17 protein-coding genes are annotated in these 18,359 nt (G+C 61.5%); 4 read left to right on the forward strand and 13 right to left on the reverse strand.

Annotated features, from left to right (window positions below; genetic code table 11):
* From ybeY to Q7T64_RS16585, 4 genes are all read right to left on the reverse strand, one after another.
* On the reverse strand, positions 1-409 hold a 409-nt coding region (gene ybeY / locus Q7T64_RS16570), incomplete at its 3' end, for an rRNA maturation RNase YbeY (RefSeq protein WP_304797977.1).
* Complete coding sequence (locus Q7T64_RS16575) at positions 396-1,421, reverse strand: PhoH family protein (RefSeq protein WP_304797979.1); 1,026 nt, start codon at positions 1,419-1,421, stop codon at positions 396-398. The genes Q7T64_RS16575 and ybeY, both read right to left, overlap by 14 nt.
* 11 nt (positions 1,422-1,432) lie before the next feature.
* Positions 1,433-2,773, reverse strand: coding sequence for a tRNA (N6-isopentenyl adenosine(37)-C2)-methylthiotransferase MiaB (gene miaB / locus Q7T64_RS16580; protein ID WP_304797981.1), 1,341 nt, complete (start codon positions 2,771-2,773; stop codon positions 1,433-1,435).
* A gap of 81 nt (positions 2,774-2,854) precedes the next feature.
* Positions 2,855-3,208 carry a hypothetical protein gene (locus Q7T64_RS16585; RefSeq protein WP_304797984.1) on the reverse strand — a complete coding sequence of 118 codons (354 nt, stop codon included), beginning with the start codon at positions 3,206-3,208 and terminating at the stop codon, positions 2,855-2,857.
* 42 nt (positions 3,209-3,250) lie between these two features.
* Between Q7T64_RS16585 and Q7T64_RS16590 the strand changes: the two genes are divergently transcribed.
* Together Q7T64_RS16590 and Q7T64_RS16595 are read left to right on the forward strand one after the other, a co-directional pair.
* A complete protein-coding gene (locus Q7T64_RS16590) occupies positions 3,251-3,643 on the forward strand; it encodes a hypothetical protein (protein ID WP_304797985.1) in 393 nt (130 codons plus the stop codon).
* Between the two features lie 5 nt (positions 3,644-3,648).
* Positions 3,649-4,968 carry a sodium:proton antiporter gene (locus Q7T64_RS16595; protein ID WP_304797987.1) on the forward strand — a complete coding sequence of 440 codons (1,320 nt, stop codon included), beginning with the start codon at positions 3,649-3,651 and terminating at the stop codon, positions 4,966-4,968.
* An 81-nt stretch (positions 4,969-5,049) separates the two neighbouring features.
* Here Q7T64_RS16595 and Q7T64_RS16600 read toward each other — a convergent pair whose 3' ends face one another.
* The 6 genes from Q7T64_RS16600 to Q7T64_RS16625 form a co-directional block, all read right to left on the reverse strand.
* Positions 5,050-6,558: a class I adenylate-forming enzyme family protein gene (locus Q7T64_RS16600; RefSeq protein ID WP_304797989.1), complete on the reverse strand. Its 1,509-nt coding sequence runs from the start codon at positions 6,556-6,558 to the stop codon at positions 5,050-5,052.
* Between the two features lie 53 nt (positions 6,559-6,611).
* On the reverse strand, positions 6,612-7,346 hold the full coding sequence (locus Q7T64_RS16605; RefSeq protein WP_304797991.1) for a CoA-transferase subunit beta: 735 nt from the start codon (positions 7,344-7,346) through the stop codon (positions 6,612-6,614).
* Complete coding sequence (locus tag Q7T64_RS16610; protein ID WP_304797994.1) at positions 7,339-8,175, reverse strand: CoA transferase subunit A; 837 nt, start codon at positions 8,173-8,175, stop codon at positions 7,339-7,341. The genes Q7T64_RS16605 and Q7T64_RS16610 overlap by 8 nt, the downstream gene beginning before the upstream one ends.
* A 52-nt stretch (positions 8,176-8,227) precedes the next feature.
* Complete coding sequence (locus Q7T64_RS16615; protein ID WP_304797995.1) at positions 8,228-8,968, reverse strand: enoyl-CoA hydratase/isomerase family protein; 741 nt, start codon at positions 8,966-8,968, stop codon at positions 8,228-8,230.
* A 71-nt stretch (positions 8,969-9,039) separates the two neighbouring features.
* On the reverse strand, positions 9,040-10,194 hold the full coding sequence (locus Q7T64_RS16620; RefSeq protein ID WP_304797997.1) for a CaiB/BaiF CoA-transferase family protein: 1,155 nt from the start codon (positions 10,192-10,194) through the stop codon (positions 9,040-9,042).
* Between the two features lie 62 nt (positions 10,195-10,256).
* Positions 10,257-11,009: an IclR family transcriptional regulator gene (locus tag Q7T64_RS16625; protein WP_304797999.1), complete on the reverse strand. Its 753-nt coding sequence runs from the start codon at positions 11,007-11,009 to the stop codon at positions 10,257-10,259.
* Between the two features lie 226 nt (positions 11,010-11,235).
* On the opposite strand from Q7T64_RS16625, the gene Q7T64_RS16630 reads away from it, so the two are divergent.
* Positions 11,236-12,243 carry a tripartite tricarboxylate transporter substrate binding protein gene (locus Q7T64_RS16630; protein ID WP_304798001.1) on the forward strand — a complete coding sequence of 336 codons (1,008 nt, stop codon included), beginning with the start codon at positions 11,236-11,238 and terminating at the stop codon, positions 12,241-12,243.
* Between the two features lie 11 nt (positions 12,244-12,254).
* Positions 12,255-13,790 carry an FAD/NAD(P)-binding protein gene (locus Q7T64_RS16635; protein WP_304798003.1) on the forward strand — a complete coding sequence of 512 codons (1,536 nt, stop codon included), beginning with the start codon at positions 12,255-12,257 and terminating at the stop codon, positions 13,788-13,790.
* A 264-nt stretch (positions 13,791-14,054) separates the two neighbouring features.
* On the opposite strand, the gene Q7T64_RS16640 is transcribed toward Q7T64_RS16635, so the two are convergent.
* The 3 genes from Q7T64_RS16640 to Q7T64_RS16650 form a co-directional block, all read right to left on the reverse strand.
* The gene (locus tag Q7T64_RS16640) at positions 14,055-17,213 is read right to left on the reverse strand and encodes a CheR family methyltransferase (protein WP_370653354.1); all 3,159 of its coding nucleotides are present in this window, start codon (positions 17,211-17,213) and stop codon (positions 14,055-14,057) included.
* Complete coding sequence (locus Q7T64_RS16645; RefSeq protein ID WP_304798006.1) at positions 17,214-17,855, reverse strand: chemotaxis protein CheB; 642 nt, start codon at positions 17,853-17,855, stop codon at positions 17,214-17,216. It abuts the gene before it with no gap.
* A 285-nt stretch (positions 17,856-18,140) separates the two neighbouring features.
* On the reverse strand, positions 18,141-18,359 hold a 219-nt coding region (locus tag Q7T64_RS16650; RefSeq protein ID WP_304798008.1), incomplete at its 5' end, for a LysR substrate-binding domain-containing protein.

The raw sequence follows: 18,359 nt of genomic DNA on the forward strand, positions 1-18,359 counted from the left end.
CGGCCCCGCCTTCCTCTACATGATCATGGCCCGGTGCATGCAGCACACCATGAACGATGAGGTGGGCCGCATGGTCTGTCACCGAGATGCCCTGTTCGGCCGCCTCCCGTTCCAGCACATCGGTACACAGCACGATGTCGGCATGGACCGGCGCGGCCGATGGGCCGCCGTCAATGTCGTTGTAGGCAAAAGTCAGGACATTGGTGGCGTAGTCGCGCTGGCGGTATTCGAAGTTGAGCGCACGCGCTTCCTCTGCACCGACAAAGCGGATGGTCAATTCGGCCGGCGCCAGCAGCGCCGAGCGCGCCCAGCGCCGCACCGACAGGCGCGGCACCAGCTCCTTGAGCCGCGGATCGGCGTACTGCACAAAGAGCGACAGTGGCCGCGCCCCCCGCTTACGGCTTGCCATGGGCTTTGCTGGCCAGGCTGGCGTCATAGGCGTCGACAATGCGCGCCACCAGCGGATGTCGTACCACGTCGGCGCTGGTGAAGTGCGTAAAGGCAATGCCGCGCACGTCCTTGAGCACCGTCAACGCATCGATCAGGCCGCTCTTCTGGTTGCGTTGCAAGTCGATCTGCGTGACGTCGCCGGTGACCACGGCCTTGCTGCCAAAACCAATTCGGGTCAGGAGCATCTTCATTTGTTCCGGCGTGGTGTTTTGCGCCTCATCGAGGATGATGAACGCATGGTTCAGCGTGCGCCCGCGCATGTAGGCGAGCGGGGCGATTTCAATCGCCTGCTTTTCGAACATCTTTTGCGTGCGGTCGAAACCCATCAGGTCATACAGCGCGTCATAGAGCGGCCGCAGGTAGGGATCGACTTTCTGCGCCAGGTCGCCGGGCAAAAATCCCAGCCGTTCGCCTGCTTCCACCGCCGGACGGGTGAGCACGATGCGCTTGACCGCGTCGCGCTCCAGCGCATCTACCGCGCAAGCCACGGCCAGGTAGGTCTTGCCGGTGCCGGCCGGGCCGACGCCGAAGGTGATGTCGTGTTCCAGTATCGAGCGCAGGTAGTTGTTCTGTTGCGGCGTGCGTCCGCGCAGGTCGCTGCGGCGGGTCTTCAGCACCGGGCTGCTGGCGGCCGCCTCCGCGGTCCGTTGCGCCAGCTTGCCGGCTTCTTCGCTGTCGTCGGCCAGTGCCGCGTAGGAACTGGCGGCGCGCTGCTCGACCAAGGCAAGCTGGATATCGTCGACATGGATCGGCCGCTCCGCTTGCGCATAAAACTTGCGCATCAGGTCCACTGCAAGCTCGGCGTTGGTGCCGTTGACGATGAATTTTTCGGCCCGGCGGATGATGGTGACGTCGAGTGCGGCCGATACCTGCCGGATGTTTTCATCCATCGGGCCGCACAGGTTGGCGAGCCGGCTGTTGTCAACCGGGTCCGGGGCAAAATCGACGGAAGGAAGGGCTCTGGTTTTCAAGTGTCAGGTCTTTATTGCCGCACGACGACATCGCCGCGCAGCGAGAATTGGGAAGTGCTGGTGATGGCGACGTCGATCAGCTGGCCGATCAGGCGGGAGCCGTCCGGGCCGACCTTGAAATTCACCACCCGATTATTTTCCGTGCGGCCCTGCAATTCGCTGGCGTCGCGCTTGGACGGGCCTTCGACCAGGATGCGCTGGAGTGTGCCGACCATTTGCTCGTTGTATTTTTTGGTGTTGGCGACAATCGCTGCCTGCAGCCTTTGCAAGCGCTGCTGCTTGACCGCCATCGGCGTGTCGTCCTGCAAATTCGCCGCCGGCGTGCCGGGGCGTGCGGAAAAAATGAAGCTGTAGCTGTTGTCGAAGCCGACGTCGTCGAACATTTTCATCAGCGCGTCGAAATCGGCATCGGTTTCGCCCGGGAAGCCGACGATGAAGTCAGACGAAATTGCAATGTTCGGGCGCACCTCGCGCATGCGGCGCACGATGGATTTGTATTCCAGACTGGTGTAGCCGCGCTTCATTGCGGACAGGATCCGGTCCGACCCATGTTGCGCCGGCAAATACAGATGATCGACCAGCTTGGGCACTTTTGCATAGACGTCGATCAAGCGCTGCGTAAACTCCTTCGGATGGCTGGTCACGAAGCGAATCCGCTCGATGCCCTCGATCTCGGCGATGTATTCGATCAGCAACGCAAAGTCGGCCGTGTCGCCGTCGGCCATTGCGCCGCGGAATGCATTGACGTTCTGGCCCAGCAGCGTGATTTCCTTGACGCCTTGCAGCGCCAGGCCGCTGACTTCGGCCAGCACGTCTTCGAAGCGGCGCGACACTTCCTCGCCGCGCGTGTAGGGCACCACGCAGTAGCTGCAATACTTGCTGCAACCTTCCATGATCGACACGAACGCGCTCGGGCCATCTACCTTGGCCGGTGGCAAGTTGTCGAATTTTTCGATTTCCGGGAACGAGATGTCGACCGCGGCCCGGCCGGTCTGGCGGCGCTGGGACATCAGTTCGGGCAGGCGGTGCAGCGTTTGCGGGCCGAACACCAGGTCGACATACGGTGCCCGCTTGATGATCGCATCGCCTTCCTGCGAAGCCACGCAACCGCCGACGCCGATCATCATGCCGGGCCGCTTTTCCTTGATTTCGCGCAGCCGGCCGAGGTCGGAAAAGACTTTTTCCTGCGCTTTTTCGCGCACCGAGCACGTGTTGAGCAGCACGATGTCCGCATCTTCCGGCGTATCGGTCCTGACATAGCCGTCAGCGGCCCCCAGTACGTCGGCCATCTTGTCCGAGTCGTACTCGTTCATCTGGCAGCCGAAGGTTTTAATGAATACTTTTTTTTGCATTGTTGCTGGCGGTGATGCGCGTCAGGGACGCGCCGGTCAATCAGTGAGTCGGTAAGCGTGCGGTAATGGCCTGCCTGGCAATTATCTGATCGGCGCGCCGAACGGCAGCAGTTCTCGTTCCGCTGGCGGCGGACGGCTGGCTTCTTGCGGGCTGAGGATCCACACCCGGTCGATTTCGGCCTGCGCGTTTTCCGTGTAATTGACGGTATAACGCTGTCCGCGCAAGCTGACCGGCATGTCGATCGTGTTGTTCTGGTTGCGTATCCATGCGCCGGCAGACAGGCGGCGCGTCTTGCCGTCGATCGTCACGACGGGATAGTCTTCCATCGACAACTGGCCCCGCTTGGCAATCTGCGGGAACGGGCGCTCGAAGGCCCAGGCCGGGACGGCGGCGTTGACCAGCATCAGAAAACAAAGGAATCGGACGATTCGCATGGGCGACCCACTCAGGAAAGGCGCACCGGCCGTGCCGGTAAAATGAAGGCTGCAACAGCAATCCTGCATCAGGAAAGCCGGGGGCGCAGAGTGGCCAAGGATACCATGCAAGGCCGGGGCGCCGCCGGTCCGGCGACGTCGCCTTGTTGCAACATCCCGCGCTTACTGCGGCTCGACCCCGTCCGGGAAGCGACCGGAAATTTCCCGGAATTGCACATGTATGGCAAGAAAGGCATCCACGATGTCAGGATCGAAATGCGTGCTTCGACCGCCTTCATAGGGATACTTGTATCCGGCGCGCGCGTGAAGCCTGACGGCTCGGGGGCTATACCCGTAGCAATCCGCAAGCAGGACGTGCTGGTCCATGCGCCTTTTGACAAGGATGCAACAAAGCGTTTCTTTGCTTGTCCCATGGCTTCGACCAATCCAGTGTGAGCGCAATGACGACAGCACAATGGTTCCTGCTGGTCGGTGTGCTGATGCTGGCGCGCGGCCTGACGAGCACGGCTTTGAAAAAGCTGCCATTCACTTCCGCCATCGTTTATCTCGGTGTCGGCATGATTCTCGGACCCAGCGTCCTGAATTTTTTCTATTTCGACCCATTCCGGCAGTCTGCGCTACTGGAATTGCTGACCGAAATTGCGGTACTGATTTCCTTGTTTTCGGCTGGCGTGAAAATGCCGGTGCCGGTTGTTTATCCGCGCTGGCGTGCGCCCTTGCGGCTGGCCTGGGTGTCGATGACCGTGACGGTTGCCCTGGTAGCGGCGTTTTCCTGGTTTGTCCTAGGCTTGCCCTTGGGCGCCGGTATCTTGCTTGGCGCAGTGCTGGCGCCAACCGATCCGGTGCTGGCCACTGACGTCCAGTCACGACATCCGGGCGACAATGACCAGCTTCGCTTTACGCTGACTTCCGAAGCCGGCATGAACGACGGCACGGCATTTCCGTTCGTCATGCTGGGCCTGGGCTTGCTGGGCTTGCATGGGCTGGGTGAGATGGGATGGCGCTGGGTCCTGGTCGACGTGCTGTGGGCCACCAGTGCTGCCATTGCGATTGGCGTGATTGGCGGCGCAGCCATTGGCCGCGCCGTATGGGCATTGCGCAGGCCCGAGCGCCAGCACGACATTCTCGACGACCTGGTCGGGCTGGGATTGATCGCCATCGTGTATGGACTGAGCATTTCGCTGAATGCCTGGGGATTTTTGGCCGTATTTTTCGCCGCCGTTGCGCTGCGCCAGACTGAACTGAAGCTGGCGCGAGAGGCTGGCATCAAGCCCGGGCAGCGCAATGCCGAGGCCGAAAAGCCGATCGACCTGGCCGTTGCGCCGGAGCCACTTCCGCCGCCGATCGTCAGCGCAGAGGCATTGATATTCAAGGAGCACCTGGAGCGGCTGTCGGAATTAATGCTGGTGCTGCTGCTGGGCGGCATGATCGCGCCGGATTTCTGGAACTGGCGCACCGTGGGCTTGGCGCTCTTCCTGTTTTTCATTGCCCGTCCGCTCAGTGTCGTCATTGGCTTGATCGGCACATCGACAAGCTGGCGGCTGACCGGCATTGCCGGCTGGTTTGGCGTAAGGGGAATCGGGTCGATTTATTACCTGATGTACGCCATACAGCATGGCTTGCCACAGGACCTGGCGCGTGACCTGATCCAGTTGACCCTGGTGGTCATTACGATGTCGATCGTGTTGCACGGCATCAGCGTCAAGCCCTTGCTGAATCTGTTGTGGCGGCGGGGAAAGCAGCGCGGCACGAAACATTAGCCGTCCTTGCTTCATGGATGTCGCTGGCACCGGACAGCACGCACAAAGGGCGTTCAGGGTCGAATGCCAGCGGTACGCTGACTAGGACGGGGAGAACGCCTGCAACATCAGCACCAGTTTTTTCTTGTCAATCTTGCCGACTGCATTTTCCGGCAAGGCATCGACAAAGAAAAATGCCGTTGGCCGATGGATCCGTGACAGCGCCTTTTGCACCGCGTCGCCAAGCTGGCTTGCATCCAGTGCCGTACCGGCGTCGGAACGCTGGCGCACCACGAACGCCACCGGCACTTCGCCCAGGTCGGCGTGCGGGCCGCCGACCACGCTGCATTGGGCTACCCCGGGCACCTCACACAGCACACTCTCGATCAGGTTTGGCGACAGGTTCTCGCCGCCGCGGATGATCACATCCTTGATCCGTCCGGTAATGTAAAGATAGCCCTCGCTGTCGAAGCGGCCGATGTCGCCGGTGCGCAGCACGCCGTCTGTGACCGGCCGCGGCGTGCCGGGAGCGTCTTCCTCCAGGTATCCGAGCATCAGCCCGGGTCCGCCAATGCAGATCTCGCCCTCTTCACCAGGCCGGCTGGCCGCTGTCTTGTCGGCCCGCTCCAGGACAATCACCTGTCCGGCCAGTACCGTGCCGACCGAACCGATCCTGCGCGCCGATGGCGGGTTCATGGTCGATGTGCAGGTCACTTCCGACAGTCCATACGAGACCACCAGCGGACGTTCGAATTTTGCTTCGATCTTGCGGTGCAACTCTTCGGTGATGGGCGCCGATCCGCAGCGCAGCATGCGCAGGTTCTCCAGGCTTTCCGCTGAAAAGTTCGCCTCCAGCATGCGCGCATACATGGTCGGCACTCCGGTGATGATGCTGGGTCGATAGCGCGCAACCAGCGCCGGCATGTCTTCAGCGCGGAATCGGCTCGCCAGCGCGACCGATGCGCCGGCCAGGAGCGGGGCGAACAGCTGATTGTTGACGCCATTGGTGTGATACAGCGGCATTACATGCAGTAGCCGGTCTTGTGGCGCCAGTGCGGTATGGCTGCTGACCCCCAGCGTGTTGGCCAGCAGTCCCCGATGGCTCAGCAGCACGCCCTTGGGCTTGCCGCTGCTGCCCGACGTGAACAGCATCAGGCCGGCGCTCTCCGGGGAGATGTCGAGCGCCCAGTATGCCGGCGCTGCCGGCAGGCTTTCCAGTTGCAGCGAGCTGACTTGTGGCAGTTCCTGCAGGGCGGCTTCGCCGCTGTGTTCGGCGTCGGCCAGCAGCCAGCTGATGCCGGTCATCCGTACCCGCCGCAGCACCTCGTCGCGACCGAGCTTGGGTTCCAGCGGGCATGGGCATGCGCCTGCCGCCAGCAGCGCCAGGATGGCCTTGGCCGATTGCAGCGAGCGCGCTGTTGCCAGCGCCACCCGGTCACCATGCCCGACGCCGGCGGCGCGCAGACGACCGGCCAACTGGCCGATCTCGGTGTACAGCTCGGCATAAGTATAGGACGAGTCGGCGTCGAGCATCGCCACCGTGTCCGTGATTGACGGCTGCTGCCACGCGTCATGGAATGCGGCTACCAGGGTAGTGAATGATGTGCTCATGTGGGCTCTATGGTCCGGGCGTCGCCGGCAGCGATCGCGCCGGGTGTGTCGATCTAGCGCAGGCTGACTTTGGCATCGCTCTCGAACTGGCCATGCACATCAAGCGCGGCCAGTGCCGCGCGTTCGCGTTCGGTCGGCAATTCTGTGGGCGCCGCGGTACTGGCGTCAAATGCGAAACCGGTCCGCTGCTGCACTTCAGCCAGGCTGGACTCCGGATGCCAGGACGCCAGCGCCAGCCGGTCGTCACGCTTGATGAACACCGCAATCGGCGTCACCACGCCATGGAAGCCGCCCCACGAGGTACGGAAGTCCAGCTTCTCCACCAGCGTGCGGCGGCTGTGCTCGGTACGCCAGGTACAAGCGCGGCGCGCGGTCGGCAACATGACTGCGCCACCGCCGCCGCCGGGCAAGCGCACCTTGGGATTGTGCCAGTCGCCGATTACGGAATTGTTGGCGCAACCTTCGCCATCGATTTGCGCCGCGCCGAGAAAGGTCAGGTCCATGCGGCCACGGGTGCACAGGTCATAGAAGTCTTCGTTCGCAAAGATCGATGCCGAATGTTCGGCCAGGATCGGATCCGAGCTCGATAGCGGAATGTGCGACGGTGAAGGGTCGACGCCGCCCGCCACGTTGATATACGTGAACGGCCAGTCGTAGGCCTTTTTGGCCAGCAGGCAGGCCAGCATCGGCATGGTGGAGTTGACGCCGCTGAAGGTGATTTCATTGGGGCGGATGAAACGCGCCAGGTTTGTCACGATGTAGCTAAAGCCGGACCATTGATCAGCCATAAGTCGCCTCTTTCAATTCTGGCGCAGCCGCCATGTGGTTTTCCAGTGCCTCGTCGCCGGGCAGCAAATAGCTTTCCACTGCCGGGTAGTCGATCTTGTAGCGCGGCCAGGCAGAGCCCGGCCAGGCGCCGCCGGGCATGATGGTGAAAGCCTCGACCATGAAGTGCGGCACCAGCGTTGCCTCCGGTGAGGCCTTGAATTTTTCGGTATCGACCAGTTCCTCGGCCAGCACCAGCACGCTTTTGGCGGCGCGGCTCATGATGCGGTCCCAGTGTGATGTGCCGGCCACCCAGACATTGCCGAGCTGGTCGATGGCAGACGCATGGATGACCGCGAAGTCCGGCGTGATGGCGGGGATCACGTAGACCGGATCGCCTTGGCCGTAGGGATCGTCCAGGCATTTCCAGCCATTGAGCGCCGGCAGGTCGCTGCCGTGCAGGCCGCCGCAGGGTTGGAAGGGCACGCCGAATGCGGCCGCGCGCAGGCCGGCGGTCAGGCTGGCGCAGGCATGTTCTTCCAGTTGCGCCTCGCCCTTTTCGATTGCCTTGCGATACCAGGGGGCGAGACCGAAGTTGCCTTCCATGGCGACGATGCCGGCGCGCACTTTGCGCACCGCGCCAGCCCGGCACAGGATATCGATGTCGTAGCCGGGTGACTGCTTGATGATCTCCAGCCCGGTCTTCTTTTGACGGATCAGTTCGCGCACCACCGCAAACGGACCGCGGTGCAAGAAACTGCCGCCCAGCGCCAGCGAGGCGCCGTCCGGAATGCGCGCAACCAGCGCCTTGAGCGTGAGCTGCTTGTCGTTGCCGGCAAATCCTGATGACATCGCGAATCTCCTTGAGTGTTTGTTGTGGCCCGCCGAACAGGCATCGATCAGGTCAGGCTGCGGCCAGGTAGCGCGCCACGCGCTGCTTGAGTCCGGGGCGGGCGGCTGAGCGCACCAGCAGCGCCATCTCCTCGCTTTGGGTGCGTGAACCGAGTGCATGGTACAGCTGGGCGCGGCTATGCTCGTCCAGCACACCGGCGGCGGCCAGGGCCGATGCAATGGCGTCGTCCCACTTGTCGCTGGCGCACAGTGCACTGACGAAGCCGATGCGCAGCGCCTCGCTGGCGTCGAAATTGCGGGTCTCTTCGAGAATCGCGCGGGCATTGTCGCGGCCGACCAGCTCGCCAAAACGACGGGTGCCCAGCACCAGCCCGAACTTCAGTCCCGGCATGCGGAAGCTGGCATCGGGCGTCGCCACCCGGCGCTTGCACACGGCAAAGATATCCGCGCCGGCGCCGAAATTCTTGCCATGCGCCAGCGCGATCGTCATGCAAGGGGATGCGGCAATTTCCTGCAGCAGCATTTCAATGCGCACCATGCGCAGCACCAGGTCGCCCTCGCTTTGTGTGTCCAGGTCGGAAAAATCAAAGCCGGCGCTGAAGTTCTTGCCGGCGCCGCGGAACACCAGCAGGCTGGCCTGCTGTGCATGGGCCAGCAACACGCCGTCATACAGCGCATCGATCAGGTCGCCCGACAGGGCGTTGCGCTTGTCGGGACGATTCAAGGTGAAGGTCCACGTGCTGTCGTCGCGCGAAATGCTCAGGGATGGGCTGGTGGACTCGATCATGTTCATGGCTGGCCTTTCGTGTTGGTCTTGTCGTTGTGCGGTGGTGCTGGCGTCATCGGTGCCTGCATCACTGGCGGCTATGGCGCGCGGCGGTACTTGCCGAGGATTTCGTCATTGTGCTGGCCCAGCGCAGGCGGCGCCTTGGTCACGGGCAGGTTCTCGCCGGAGATGCGGATCGGTGAAATGAAAGTACGGGTCTTGACGCCGTTGGGCAATTCCAGTGGCTGCACCCATTCCATATGCCGGACCTGCTGGTCTTGCAGTACTTCGGAATAGCTGTTGATTGGCGCCGACGGCACGCCGGCCGCTTCGAAAAGCGCCAGCCATTGCGCCGAGGTGGCGCGCGCAAATTCCTGTTCCAGGATCGGCAGCAAATCGGCCTGGAATTTTGCCCGCGTAGTCGGCGTCTGGAAGCGCTCGTCCTGCAGCAGGTCGAGCCGGCCGACCACTTCGCAGGTCGCCTTCCACAGCGCGTTATTGCCGGCGGCCAGGCTAAAGCGGCCATCCTGGCTGCGGAACACACGGTAGGGCGCATTGCGCGGATGGGCAGAACCCAGCGCCACCGGATCGCGTCCGCTGCCGAAATATTCCGAGGTTTGCAGCGCAGCGATACCCAATGTGGCGCCCAGCATCGGTATGTCCAGATGGTCGCCGCTGCCGGTCGCTTCTGCCGTGCGCAAGGCCGATACGATGGCGAATGCGCCGTACAGGCCGGAAGAAAAGTCTGCCAGCGGCACGCCGCATTTGACGGGTTCGCCGCCGGCTTCGCCAGTGACGCTCATGATGCCGCTCATGGCCTGGATGGTCAGGTCGAATCCGCCTTCCTGTGAGCGCGGCCCGGTCTGGCCATAGGCCGAGATGGAGCAGTAGACCAGCTTCGGGTTGATGGCGGCGCATTGCGTGTAGCCGATGCCGAGCCGGTCCATCACACCGGGGCGATTGTTCTCCAGCAGCACATCGGCGTCGGCGATCAGCTTTTTGAGCATGACGATATCGTCCGCCACTTTCAGGTTCAGCGTGACCGAGCGCTTGTTGCGATTGAGCGAGGCAAAATTCTCGCTGAAGCCCTCGCTGATCGGTGGCCAGCTGCGCAGGGTGTCGCCGCCGTCCGGATGCTCCACCTTGATCACGTCGGCGCCCATGTCGGCCAGCAGCATCCCGCAATAGGGGCCGGCTGCAACGTTGCAAATCTCGATCACACGCACACCATCAAGCGGCAAATTTTTCAACATGAAAACTCCAGTCGGTACGGATAAATCAATCAATCAATTCCTGCATGGGCTGCAGCGTGCGCTCAGGCAGGCTGGTAACCCATGCCTTGTGAAACCTGCCGGGCGGCCTCGACCACCATCGGCGCCAGTTCGCGCATGCGCGCAAGCGTCAGGCGCTCGGTCGGTCCGGAAATGCCCAATGCTGCAATCGGCCGTTGCAGGCCGTTGAACACCGGCGAGGCCAGGCCGCCGACACCGTTGCGCCACTCACCGCGGTTGATGGCGTAACCGTTCTTCGCGGCTTTCTTCAATTCTTTTTCCAATACCGCCAGGTCGGTCACCGTGCTGCTCGTGTAGGACTTCAATTGTCCCGGCAGCCGGGCCAGGCAGGCATCGCCCTCGGCGGCCAATAATGCCTTGCCGGTCGCAACGGCATAGGCCGGCGCACGGCCGCCCACGATCGAGTAGGCATGGATCGGCTGCACGCTGTCGATCTTGTCGATATAGATCACATCCAGGTTGTCCAGCACGGACAGGTGCACGGTCTCGCCGGACTGCCTGGCCAGCATGGCCATTTGCGGCTGCGCAATCTTGCGCAGATCGAGCCGGTTGATCTGGCGCACGCCAAGCGCGAACAATTTCATGGTGGTGCAATAGCCGCCATTCACAGGATCACGCTCCACGAATCCGGCATGCACCAGTGTCTGCAATGTGCGATGGGTATTGCTGCGCGTGAGCCCGACGCGCTCTGCCAGCTGCTCGATGGTCGGATGCGCGCCATCCAGCTGTGCCAGCTCCTCCAGCAGCGACAAACCCTTCAGTAGCGTCTTATCCATTGATAGCCCTTGCACAGCTGCGACGAGATCAAGGCGCGCGTGATTTCCGCAATCGCCTTGACAAAGCCTAGCTTTCAGATCCACTATTGTCAACAAATTTTGGGAAATGAATCCTACATTGTAGGAAATTTTGTGTCGGGAAGAGTTGTGCAAAACAAGAAGCGTGCTCATGGACATCCGTTCGAAAGCGCCAGGGTATTTACCGTCATACGACAAGGGGACAAGCATGGCCGCAACAAAAACGACAGCAACAGGCAGCACGGCAACAAGACGGACCGTACTCAAGACACTGGCCGGCGTGACCGGGATGCTGGCGATGGGCCCGGCGTTCTCCCAAAGCTGGCCGGCCAAGCCAGTGCGCGTTGTTGTTCCTTACCCGCCAGGCGGCGCCACCGATATCACGGCGCGCTTGTATGCCCAGTTACTGCAGCAAAAGCTCGGACAGACTTTTTTGATCGACAACAAGGCTGGCGCTGGTGGCGAAATCGGCGCCGAGCTGGTATCGAAATCGCCGGCTGACGGCTACACGGTTTTGTTCGGGGCGATCGGTAGCCTGGCAATCCACGCCAGCCTTCCGGAAAAAAAATCGCCTTACAACCTCGCCACGGCATTCACCGGCGTTTCCATGGGCAGCAGCGTCCCATTGGCGATTGCCGTGCGCGCCACCTTGCCGGTCAACTCGCTGGCTGAACTGCTGGCGCTGTTGAAGAGCAAGCCCGGTTCGCTGTCGTTCGGCTCTGCCGGCGACGGATCGACCCAGCACCTGACGGGCGAATACTTCCAGCAAGCCACAGGCACCAGGCTGGTGCACGTCCCTTACAAGGGCAGCGGCCCGGCAGTCAATGACCTGATGGGCGGACAGATCGACCTGGTATTTGAGACGCTGCCGGCGCTGGCCGCGCAAGTTGGCGGTGGCCGGCTCAAGATACTTGCCGTCACCAGCAGCAGCCGCAGTCCCTTGTTGCCCCAGATCGCCACGCTCGATGAGCTGGGTGTCAAAGGATTTTCGGTCAGCACCTTGTACGGCGTGCTGGCGCCGCGCGGAACGCCCAAGGACGTGATCGACAAGCTGTCGATGGAAATGCAGGCAATCGGGCGCACGCCATCGGCGATGGCGACGATGCAAAAGCAGGGCGCCGAGCTGAAGACCTCGACACCGGAAGAGACGGATGCGCTGATCAAGGGTGAAGTGGAAAAATGGGCGCGCGTCATCAAGTCGACCACACGGACCTGAGCGAGGCAGGAATGGCGCACAGACTAACACTGGCAATCATTGGAGGCGGCTCGGTCGGCGTCTCCTATTTCTGTCAGTTGATCCAGGCGCTGGGCGCCGATCCTGCGCCAGTTGATGGCGCGCCGCCAAGGATCCTCATCTTCGAACCGCAAGCGCAGGTTGGGCCCGGCGGCGCGTATGCGGCCGACCTCGACAGCAACCTGCTGAATGTGACGGCCGGCGGCATGTCGGCTTTTGGCGACGACAAGCTGCATTTCATGCGCTGGTTGTCTGCACAGGGCATCACCCGCTTCAACGGCCGTCCGATCGTGAATGATTCGTTCGTGTCGCGGCCGCTGTTTGGCCGCTACCTGGGTGCGGTGTACCTGGCGGCGCTGGACCAGGCGGCTGCCTGCGGCATTGGCGTGGAGCACGTGCGCGCGGTGGTGGATGATGTGCTGCCAGCCAGCGGCGGTGCGCTGGCTGTGAGCGCCGGCGGCCGGCTGCATCCGGTGGATCACATCGTGCTGGCGATCGGCAACCTGCCCGCCGTAGCCTATGCGCACTGGCAGGGAAACCAGCGCTATCTGCACAGCCCGTATCCGGTTTCGCGCTTCGCGACCGACTTGCCCGCCGACGCCAGCATCGCCATTGCCGGCACCAGCCTGAGTGCGATCGACACCATCGTTGCGCTGGCGGCGCAGGGCCATCAGGGGAAAATTTTCTGCGTCTCGCGAAGCGGACGTTTGCCGACCGTGCGCGGTGTGCATAACCAGCCGATCACTTTGCCCGCCGGACTGCAGGCACTGATCGCGCAAAAAGAGGCGCGTGGCGAAAGCCTGTCGCTGGACGAGGCGATTGTGTTGCTGGCGCATGAGGTGCAAGTGGCCGGAGCCAGCCATGCCGACATCCTCGACCTGCTAAAGCCGTGCGCCAGCACGCTTGACTATATCGATGCCGAGATCCGCATCGCATCGACACAGCCGCGCCAATGGCAGGCGCTGGGCAATATCCTCAACGGTGTGATCGACCGCTTGTGGCATTTGCTGCCACAGGGTGACCGCGTGCGGTTCCAGCGCGAATTGCGTCCCTTGTGGCTGTCGCGCCGGGTTGCTTTTCCAATGGAGAACGCGCTCACATTGCAAAAAATGCTGCGCTCCGGGCAGTTGCTCATCTCCGGCGGTTTGCACAAGATCGAATTCATGCCGGAACGCGAGCGATTCGCGCTGCATCTGCAGGGCGGGCAGACCGGCACGATAGAGGCGGACTTCCTGATCAACGCGACCAGCTTTTCCGACAATGCCGCGCTTTCTGACCTGCCCCTGTTGAAGAATTTGCTGCGTAGTGGCATGGCGGTGGTCGATTCGTTCGGCGGTTTGAAGCTCGACTTTGCCAGTGGCAAAATCATCGACAGGCAGCAGCGGGTCAATCCGGCGATTTCGGTGCTGGGTAGCATGGCGTCCGGCACTTATTTTTGGACCAACGCGATGGACGTCAATGCCCGCATCGCGATGGGCCAGGCGCGTGCTCTGGCGCAAAGCTGGATGCGGCAGGTGAGCCGGGCCTGAGGGCGGCAGCGGACGGGAATGCATCCCGGCGGCTGCCGTGCACGGCCAAGATGGCGAACGCTTCTTTGGAGTTCATGCGGGAAATCTTCACTATTGAACGCATTTAGTGAAACTACACTTTAATAAAAACGCGCATTTAGTTAAAAATTCAGGATTTCCGGGCGATTTGTAGCAAGCCTGGTTCAAGCCCATGCGTAGCGCGGCGTTGGTCGCCCGCGTCAGGAAATCCTCAGGGCGCCATCGCAGCCAAGCCGGTTGCCGGCTCTATGCTTCGCCTGCGGCCGGCCGGACGCCGGTCGTCGCTGTATCGCTGCCGAATCGTTTGGCCAGGCCGCTGATCTGTGCAAGATTGATCGGTTTGACCAGATGATGGTCGAATCCGGCATCGCTGGATTTCTGCCGGTCGGTATTCTGCCCGTAGCCGGAATTGGCAACAATCACCGTATTTTTCCAGCCGGGCAGCTTTCTCATGCGGCGGCAGACTTCATAGCCGTCAATGCCTGGCAGGCCAATATCCATCAGCACCAGGTCTGGCAGAAAGGTGTTGGCAATCTGCAGCGCAATATTGCCGTCGGTTGCCGTCTGGACTTCATGACCGTAGATGCCGAGCACCTCCGCACTCATCCTGAGAACGTCGATGTTGTCATCCACCACCAGGATACGGCAGTGTTTGCTCATGGCCGCCGCTTCCAGGACAGTCGCGGCCTCGTGCAAAATAGTGTCCAGCGGCAGCGCAGGAAGCCGTATCACAAACGTGCTGCCTTTTTCAAGTCCGGCGCTCTCGGCCTCTACGGTGCCGCCGTGCATGGTGACCAAACGCCGCACCAGCGCGAGCCCGATACCCATTCCCGCGATATTCTTGTCGGCAGTACGCTGGCCCTGCACAAAAATATCAAAGATTTCCGGTAAAAATTCAGCGCTCAGGCCGATCCCGGTATCCGATACGGTCAGGATGGCTTGGTCTGCTTCACGCGCCAGCCTGACTTCGATGCGGCCTCCGCCCGGGGTATATTTCACCGCGTTTCCGAGAACATTCAGCACGACCTGCTCAAGACGCATCGGATCGCCGTTGATCAGCATCGGTTGCAATGGGAGCGTCAGGTTGACGAGTACCTGCTTTTCCTGAATTTGCGGCAGCGCACTCTCATACGCGTACTTGACGACTTTCGCCAGGTCCAGATGCTGGGTCTGCAGTTCGAAGACGCCGCGCGTGATGCGCGAAACGTCCAGCAGATCCTCGACCAGACGGACCTGGTTGTTGACCTGCCGTTCAAAGACCGCGACCACCTCACGTTGTACTTTCTTGTCCTTGTTGCTGACCTGCCAGAGCTCCAGTGCATTGCGCATGGCGGCCAGGGGATTGCGCAGTTCGTGGCCCAGCATCGCCAGAAACTCGTCTTTCTGGCGGTCGGTCGTGCGCAGCATGTCCATCGCATTCTGCCGTTCCGTCACATCCCGCATCGTCAACAAGATCATCGGGTGTTCAGTCCAGGCCAGATGCACAGCATTCAGGACAATGGTGCGCGCACCGATTTTCGGGAACACCGCCGAAATCTCATGATCTTTCACACGGCTGCGCTGTGGCGACAGGTCGTGAAGCAGTTCGCGCAGTACAGGCTGGTCCCACTGGCCGTTGCCAAGATCGAAAAAGCGCAGCCTCAGGACATCTGCCGGTGTGGCTTGAAAGAATTCGTAGAATGCGTGGTTGGCGCGCGCCACACGGAAGTCGCTGTGGAGGACCAGCATCGGCTCGGATGTGGTTTCGATGATCGCGTTTGCGTAGTCGCGGGCCTCGCTCACCTGGTCGTTCATTCCGTTGAGTTCGCGATTGCGGTAGCCCAGTTCGTCGTTGGTGGTCGACAGTTCTTCATTGAGCGACTGCAGTTCCTCCTTGGCGGTTTCGAGCTCCTCGTTCGTGCTCTGGTATTCCTCATTACTGGAAAGCATTTCCTCTTCCGAGGATTTCAGGTCCTGGATGGCGGATTCGTGTTCGCCCACGATCATGGACATATGCGCGCGTGTGGCGCGCAGCTCGTCGGTAAGCCGATCAATCTCGGACTGCGTACTGGATTGCAACTCCGCCAATGCGCTTTGATGGTTATTGCCGCCGACTGCCGTTTTCAGGGATTCCCACAGGCCGGAGCGCGCCGCCGGGGCTGACGTTGACGTCGGCTGTGCGCCCTCGAAAAAGACCAGGAACCATTGGCTTTCGCCCTGCGTTGGCGGGACCGGCACCACGCGTATGCCGGCGTTGCACACGCCATCGGGCGTTTCCACCCGCAGGTTATCTTTGCGTGCCCTTGCATTCTGCTCACGCGCCTGCTGGATGCATTCGGCGATCGCGACCACCAGGCCAGGGCGGACCAGATTGCGCAATTGGGTAGTCGGTGCGCCGGCGCGATTGGACAGGAAGGCGCTGGTATCGCCGCGAAACTCCAGCACGTTCATTTCCTCATCGCACAGCACCGCTGGCGGCGCATATTCTTCCAGCGCGACGCGGTCGACCTGCTTGCGGAAACGCTCATCCGCGCTGGGTTGGTTGGCACCCGGCGCCCGGGTGTTGCGTGGACTGCTCGGCTTGAAGTCCAGTGACGGCATCGGATGGGCACGGCCGTGCAGCACTTTTTTGGCAAACAGCTTGTGGCGCTGGTCACCGATCGGCGCAAACAGTTCAGAAGCGCTGCCGATTGATTCCGACAGGCCGAGCATCAGCACGCCCTGCGGCTTGAGCGCGTAGTGCAGCAAGGGGATCACCCGGCGCTGCAACGAGGGGTCAAGGTAGATCAGCAGGTTGCGGCAGGTGATCAGGTCCATGCGCGAAAAGGGCGGATCGTGCGCCACATTCTGTTGCGCGAAGGTGCAGCAGTCACGCACGGCGCGGGAGACCCGGTAATAATCATTTTCGCGCACGAAGAACTGCGCAAGCCGCTCTGGAGACACATTGCGGGCAATATTTTCGATGTAGCGTCCGGCGCGTGCCAGCTCCAGTGCGTCCTCGCTGACGTCGGTACCGAAAATCTGGATCGCGCGGTGTATCGAATGCGCTCCGAGGTATTCCAGCAGGGCAATGGCAAGCGAATACACTTCTTCGCCGCTGGCGCAGCCTGCGACCCAGATCCGGATCGGGTCATCGGGGCCGCCCGCCTCGGCGAAGCGGCTGAACACGGATTCCGCCAGGAAGGCGAAGGTCTCCGGATCCCGGAAGAACTCGGTGAAGCGGATCAGGAGATCGCGGCACAGTGCCTGGATTTCGCCGGGCTCCTTTTCAAGGATCGCGATGTACTGGTTCACCGACTCGATATTGCGCAGCGCCAGACGACGCGCTACGCGCCGGTAGATGGTCCCGCGCTTGTAATTGCTGAAGTCGATATTGCACTCTTGTTTCAATAGCTGAAACAGCTGGTGCAGATTGTCCTCATCGATTTACGGATCCTGCTTGCCGAGCGTCGGGTTGCCGGATGAAAGATAAGGGTGGGAGGCAATGCGCAGCAGCTCGTCGGCAATGCCAGCAGGCGGCAGGACCAGATCGACGCAACCCAGTTCCCGGACCGTGCGCGGCATGCTGGGGTATTTGGCCGACTCATCCTGCGCGAAAGTGATGGCGCCGACATTGTGCAAAGTTTGCAGACCGACCGCGCCATCCGAGCCGCTGCCCGACAGGATCACGCCGATGCTGTTTGACCCCTGGTCCTCGGCCAGCGATTCAAGCAGGTCGTCGATGGGGGTGGGTGGCCCGAGTGCCTTGCTTCGCGCCGCCAGCTTCAGGCGGCCGCGTTCGATCGACATGCTGGTATTGGGCGGAATCACGTAGATGTGATTCACCTCGACGGTGATCCCTTCGATCGCCTCGCTGCCAGCGAGGGCGGTGCGGCTTGTCAGGATATTGACCAACAAGCTGGCGCGCTGCGGATCGAGATGCTGCACGATCAGGAATGCCATGCCGCAGGCGGCCGGCATCTTGGCGATCAGCTCGGAAATCGCTTCCAGGCCTCCTGCCGATGCGCCGATCCCCACGATGGGGAACGTGGCGACGTACCTGTTTTGCGGTGTGATGAGCTTATCCACTTCGACCTGCTTTCGAATGGCAGTGAGCCATTCGCTGGCAAAATAGTTCCATCGTACTCCCAATGCAGAATGTCGGTTTCCTGGCTGGCTCAGTAATTTCGACTCTTGTGATGACAGGTCGCAAGTGTTCTTATCCGAGCTCTTAATTTACTCGGCGCAGCAAGGTTAATCTGTTCGCTATCGCACGAATAAAGGTCAGTATGAGCTTTAGTAAGAAAAGCTCTATCGTGGAAGTCTGCTTTGTACAGCGTTCGTGGCGCGGCGATGTGCAATACTCGTCGACCCTCAAACAGGGAATTGATTGCTTTTGCGCCGGCCGATCTCTTTGAGCACGTGCTGTTTGAACGCGAGGGCCACTGGCGAAAGCTTCTTGCTCGCAGGGTGGACGATATGCCAGGCGGAGGGCAAGGGAAATCCTTCAATATCGATCACATGGACCCCATGTTCCTTGCGAAGCCCATGCAGCGCATGGCGGGATACCAGCCCGACACCCAGGCCGCCGGC

Origin of the sequence: Lacisediminimonas sp., from assembly GCF_030645335.1 — a bacterium.
GTDB lineage: Bacteria > Pseudomonadota > Gammaproteobacteria > Burkholderiales > Burkholderiaceae_D > Lacisediminimonas.

Coding starts and splice junctions, on each gene's coding strand:
- Q7T64_RS16595 (WP_304797987.1), top strand. CDS start 3,649: ATGACGACAGCACAATGGTTCCTGCTGGTCGGTGTGCTGATGCTGGCG.
- Q7T64_RS16585 (WP_304797984.1), bottom strand. CDS start 3,208: ATGCGAATCGTCCGATTCCTTTGTTTTCTGATGCTGGTCAACGCCGCC.
- Q7T64_RS16625 (WP_304797999.1), bottom strand. CDS start 11,009: ATGGATAAGACGCTACTGAAGGGTTTGTCGCTGCTGGAGGAGCTGGCA.
- Q7T64_RS16605 (WP_304797991.1), bottom strand. CDS start 7,346: ATGGCTGATCAATGGTCCGGCTTTAGCTACATCGTGACAAACCTGGCG.
- Q7T64_RS16635 (WP_304798003.1), top strand. CDS start 12,255: ATGGCGCACAGACTAACACTGGCAATCATTGGAGGCGGCTCGGTCGGC.
- Q7T64_RS16610 (WP_304797994.1), bottom strand. CDS start 8,175: ATGTCATCAGGATTTGCCGGCAACGACAAGCAGCTCACGCTCAAGGCG.
- Q7T64_RS16630 (WP_304798001.1), top strand. CDS start 11,236: ATGGCCGCAACAAAAACGACAGCAACAGGCAGCACGGCAACAAGACGG.
- miaB (WP_304797981.1), bottom strand. CDS start 2,773: ATGCAAAAAAAAGTATTCATTAAAACCTTCGGCTGCCAGATGAACGAG.
- Q7T64_RS16620 (WP_304797997.1), bottom strand. CDS start 10,194: ATGTTGAAAAATTTGCCGCTTGATGGTGTGCGTGTGATCGAGATTTGC.
- Q7T64_RS16615 (WP_304797995.1), bottom strand. CDS start 8,968: ATGAACATGATCGAGTCCACCAGCCCATCCCTGAGCATTTCGCGCGAC.
- Q7T64_RS16600 (WP_304797989.1), bottom strand. CDS start 6,558: ATGAGCACATCATTCACTACCCTGGTAGCCGCATTCCATGACGCGTGG.
- Q7T64_RS16590 (WP_304797985.1), top strand. CDS start 3,251: ATGAAGGCTGCAACAGCAATCCTGCATCAGGAAAGCCGGGGGCGCAGA.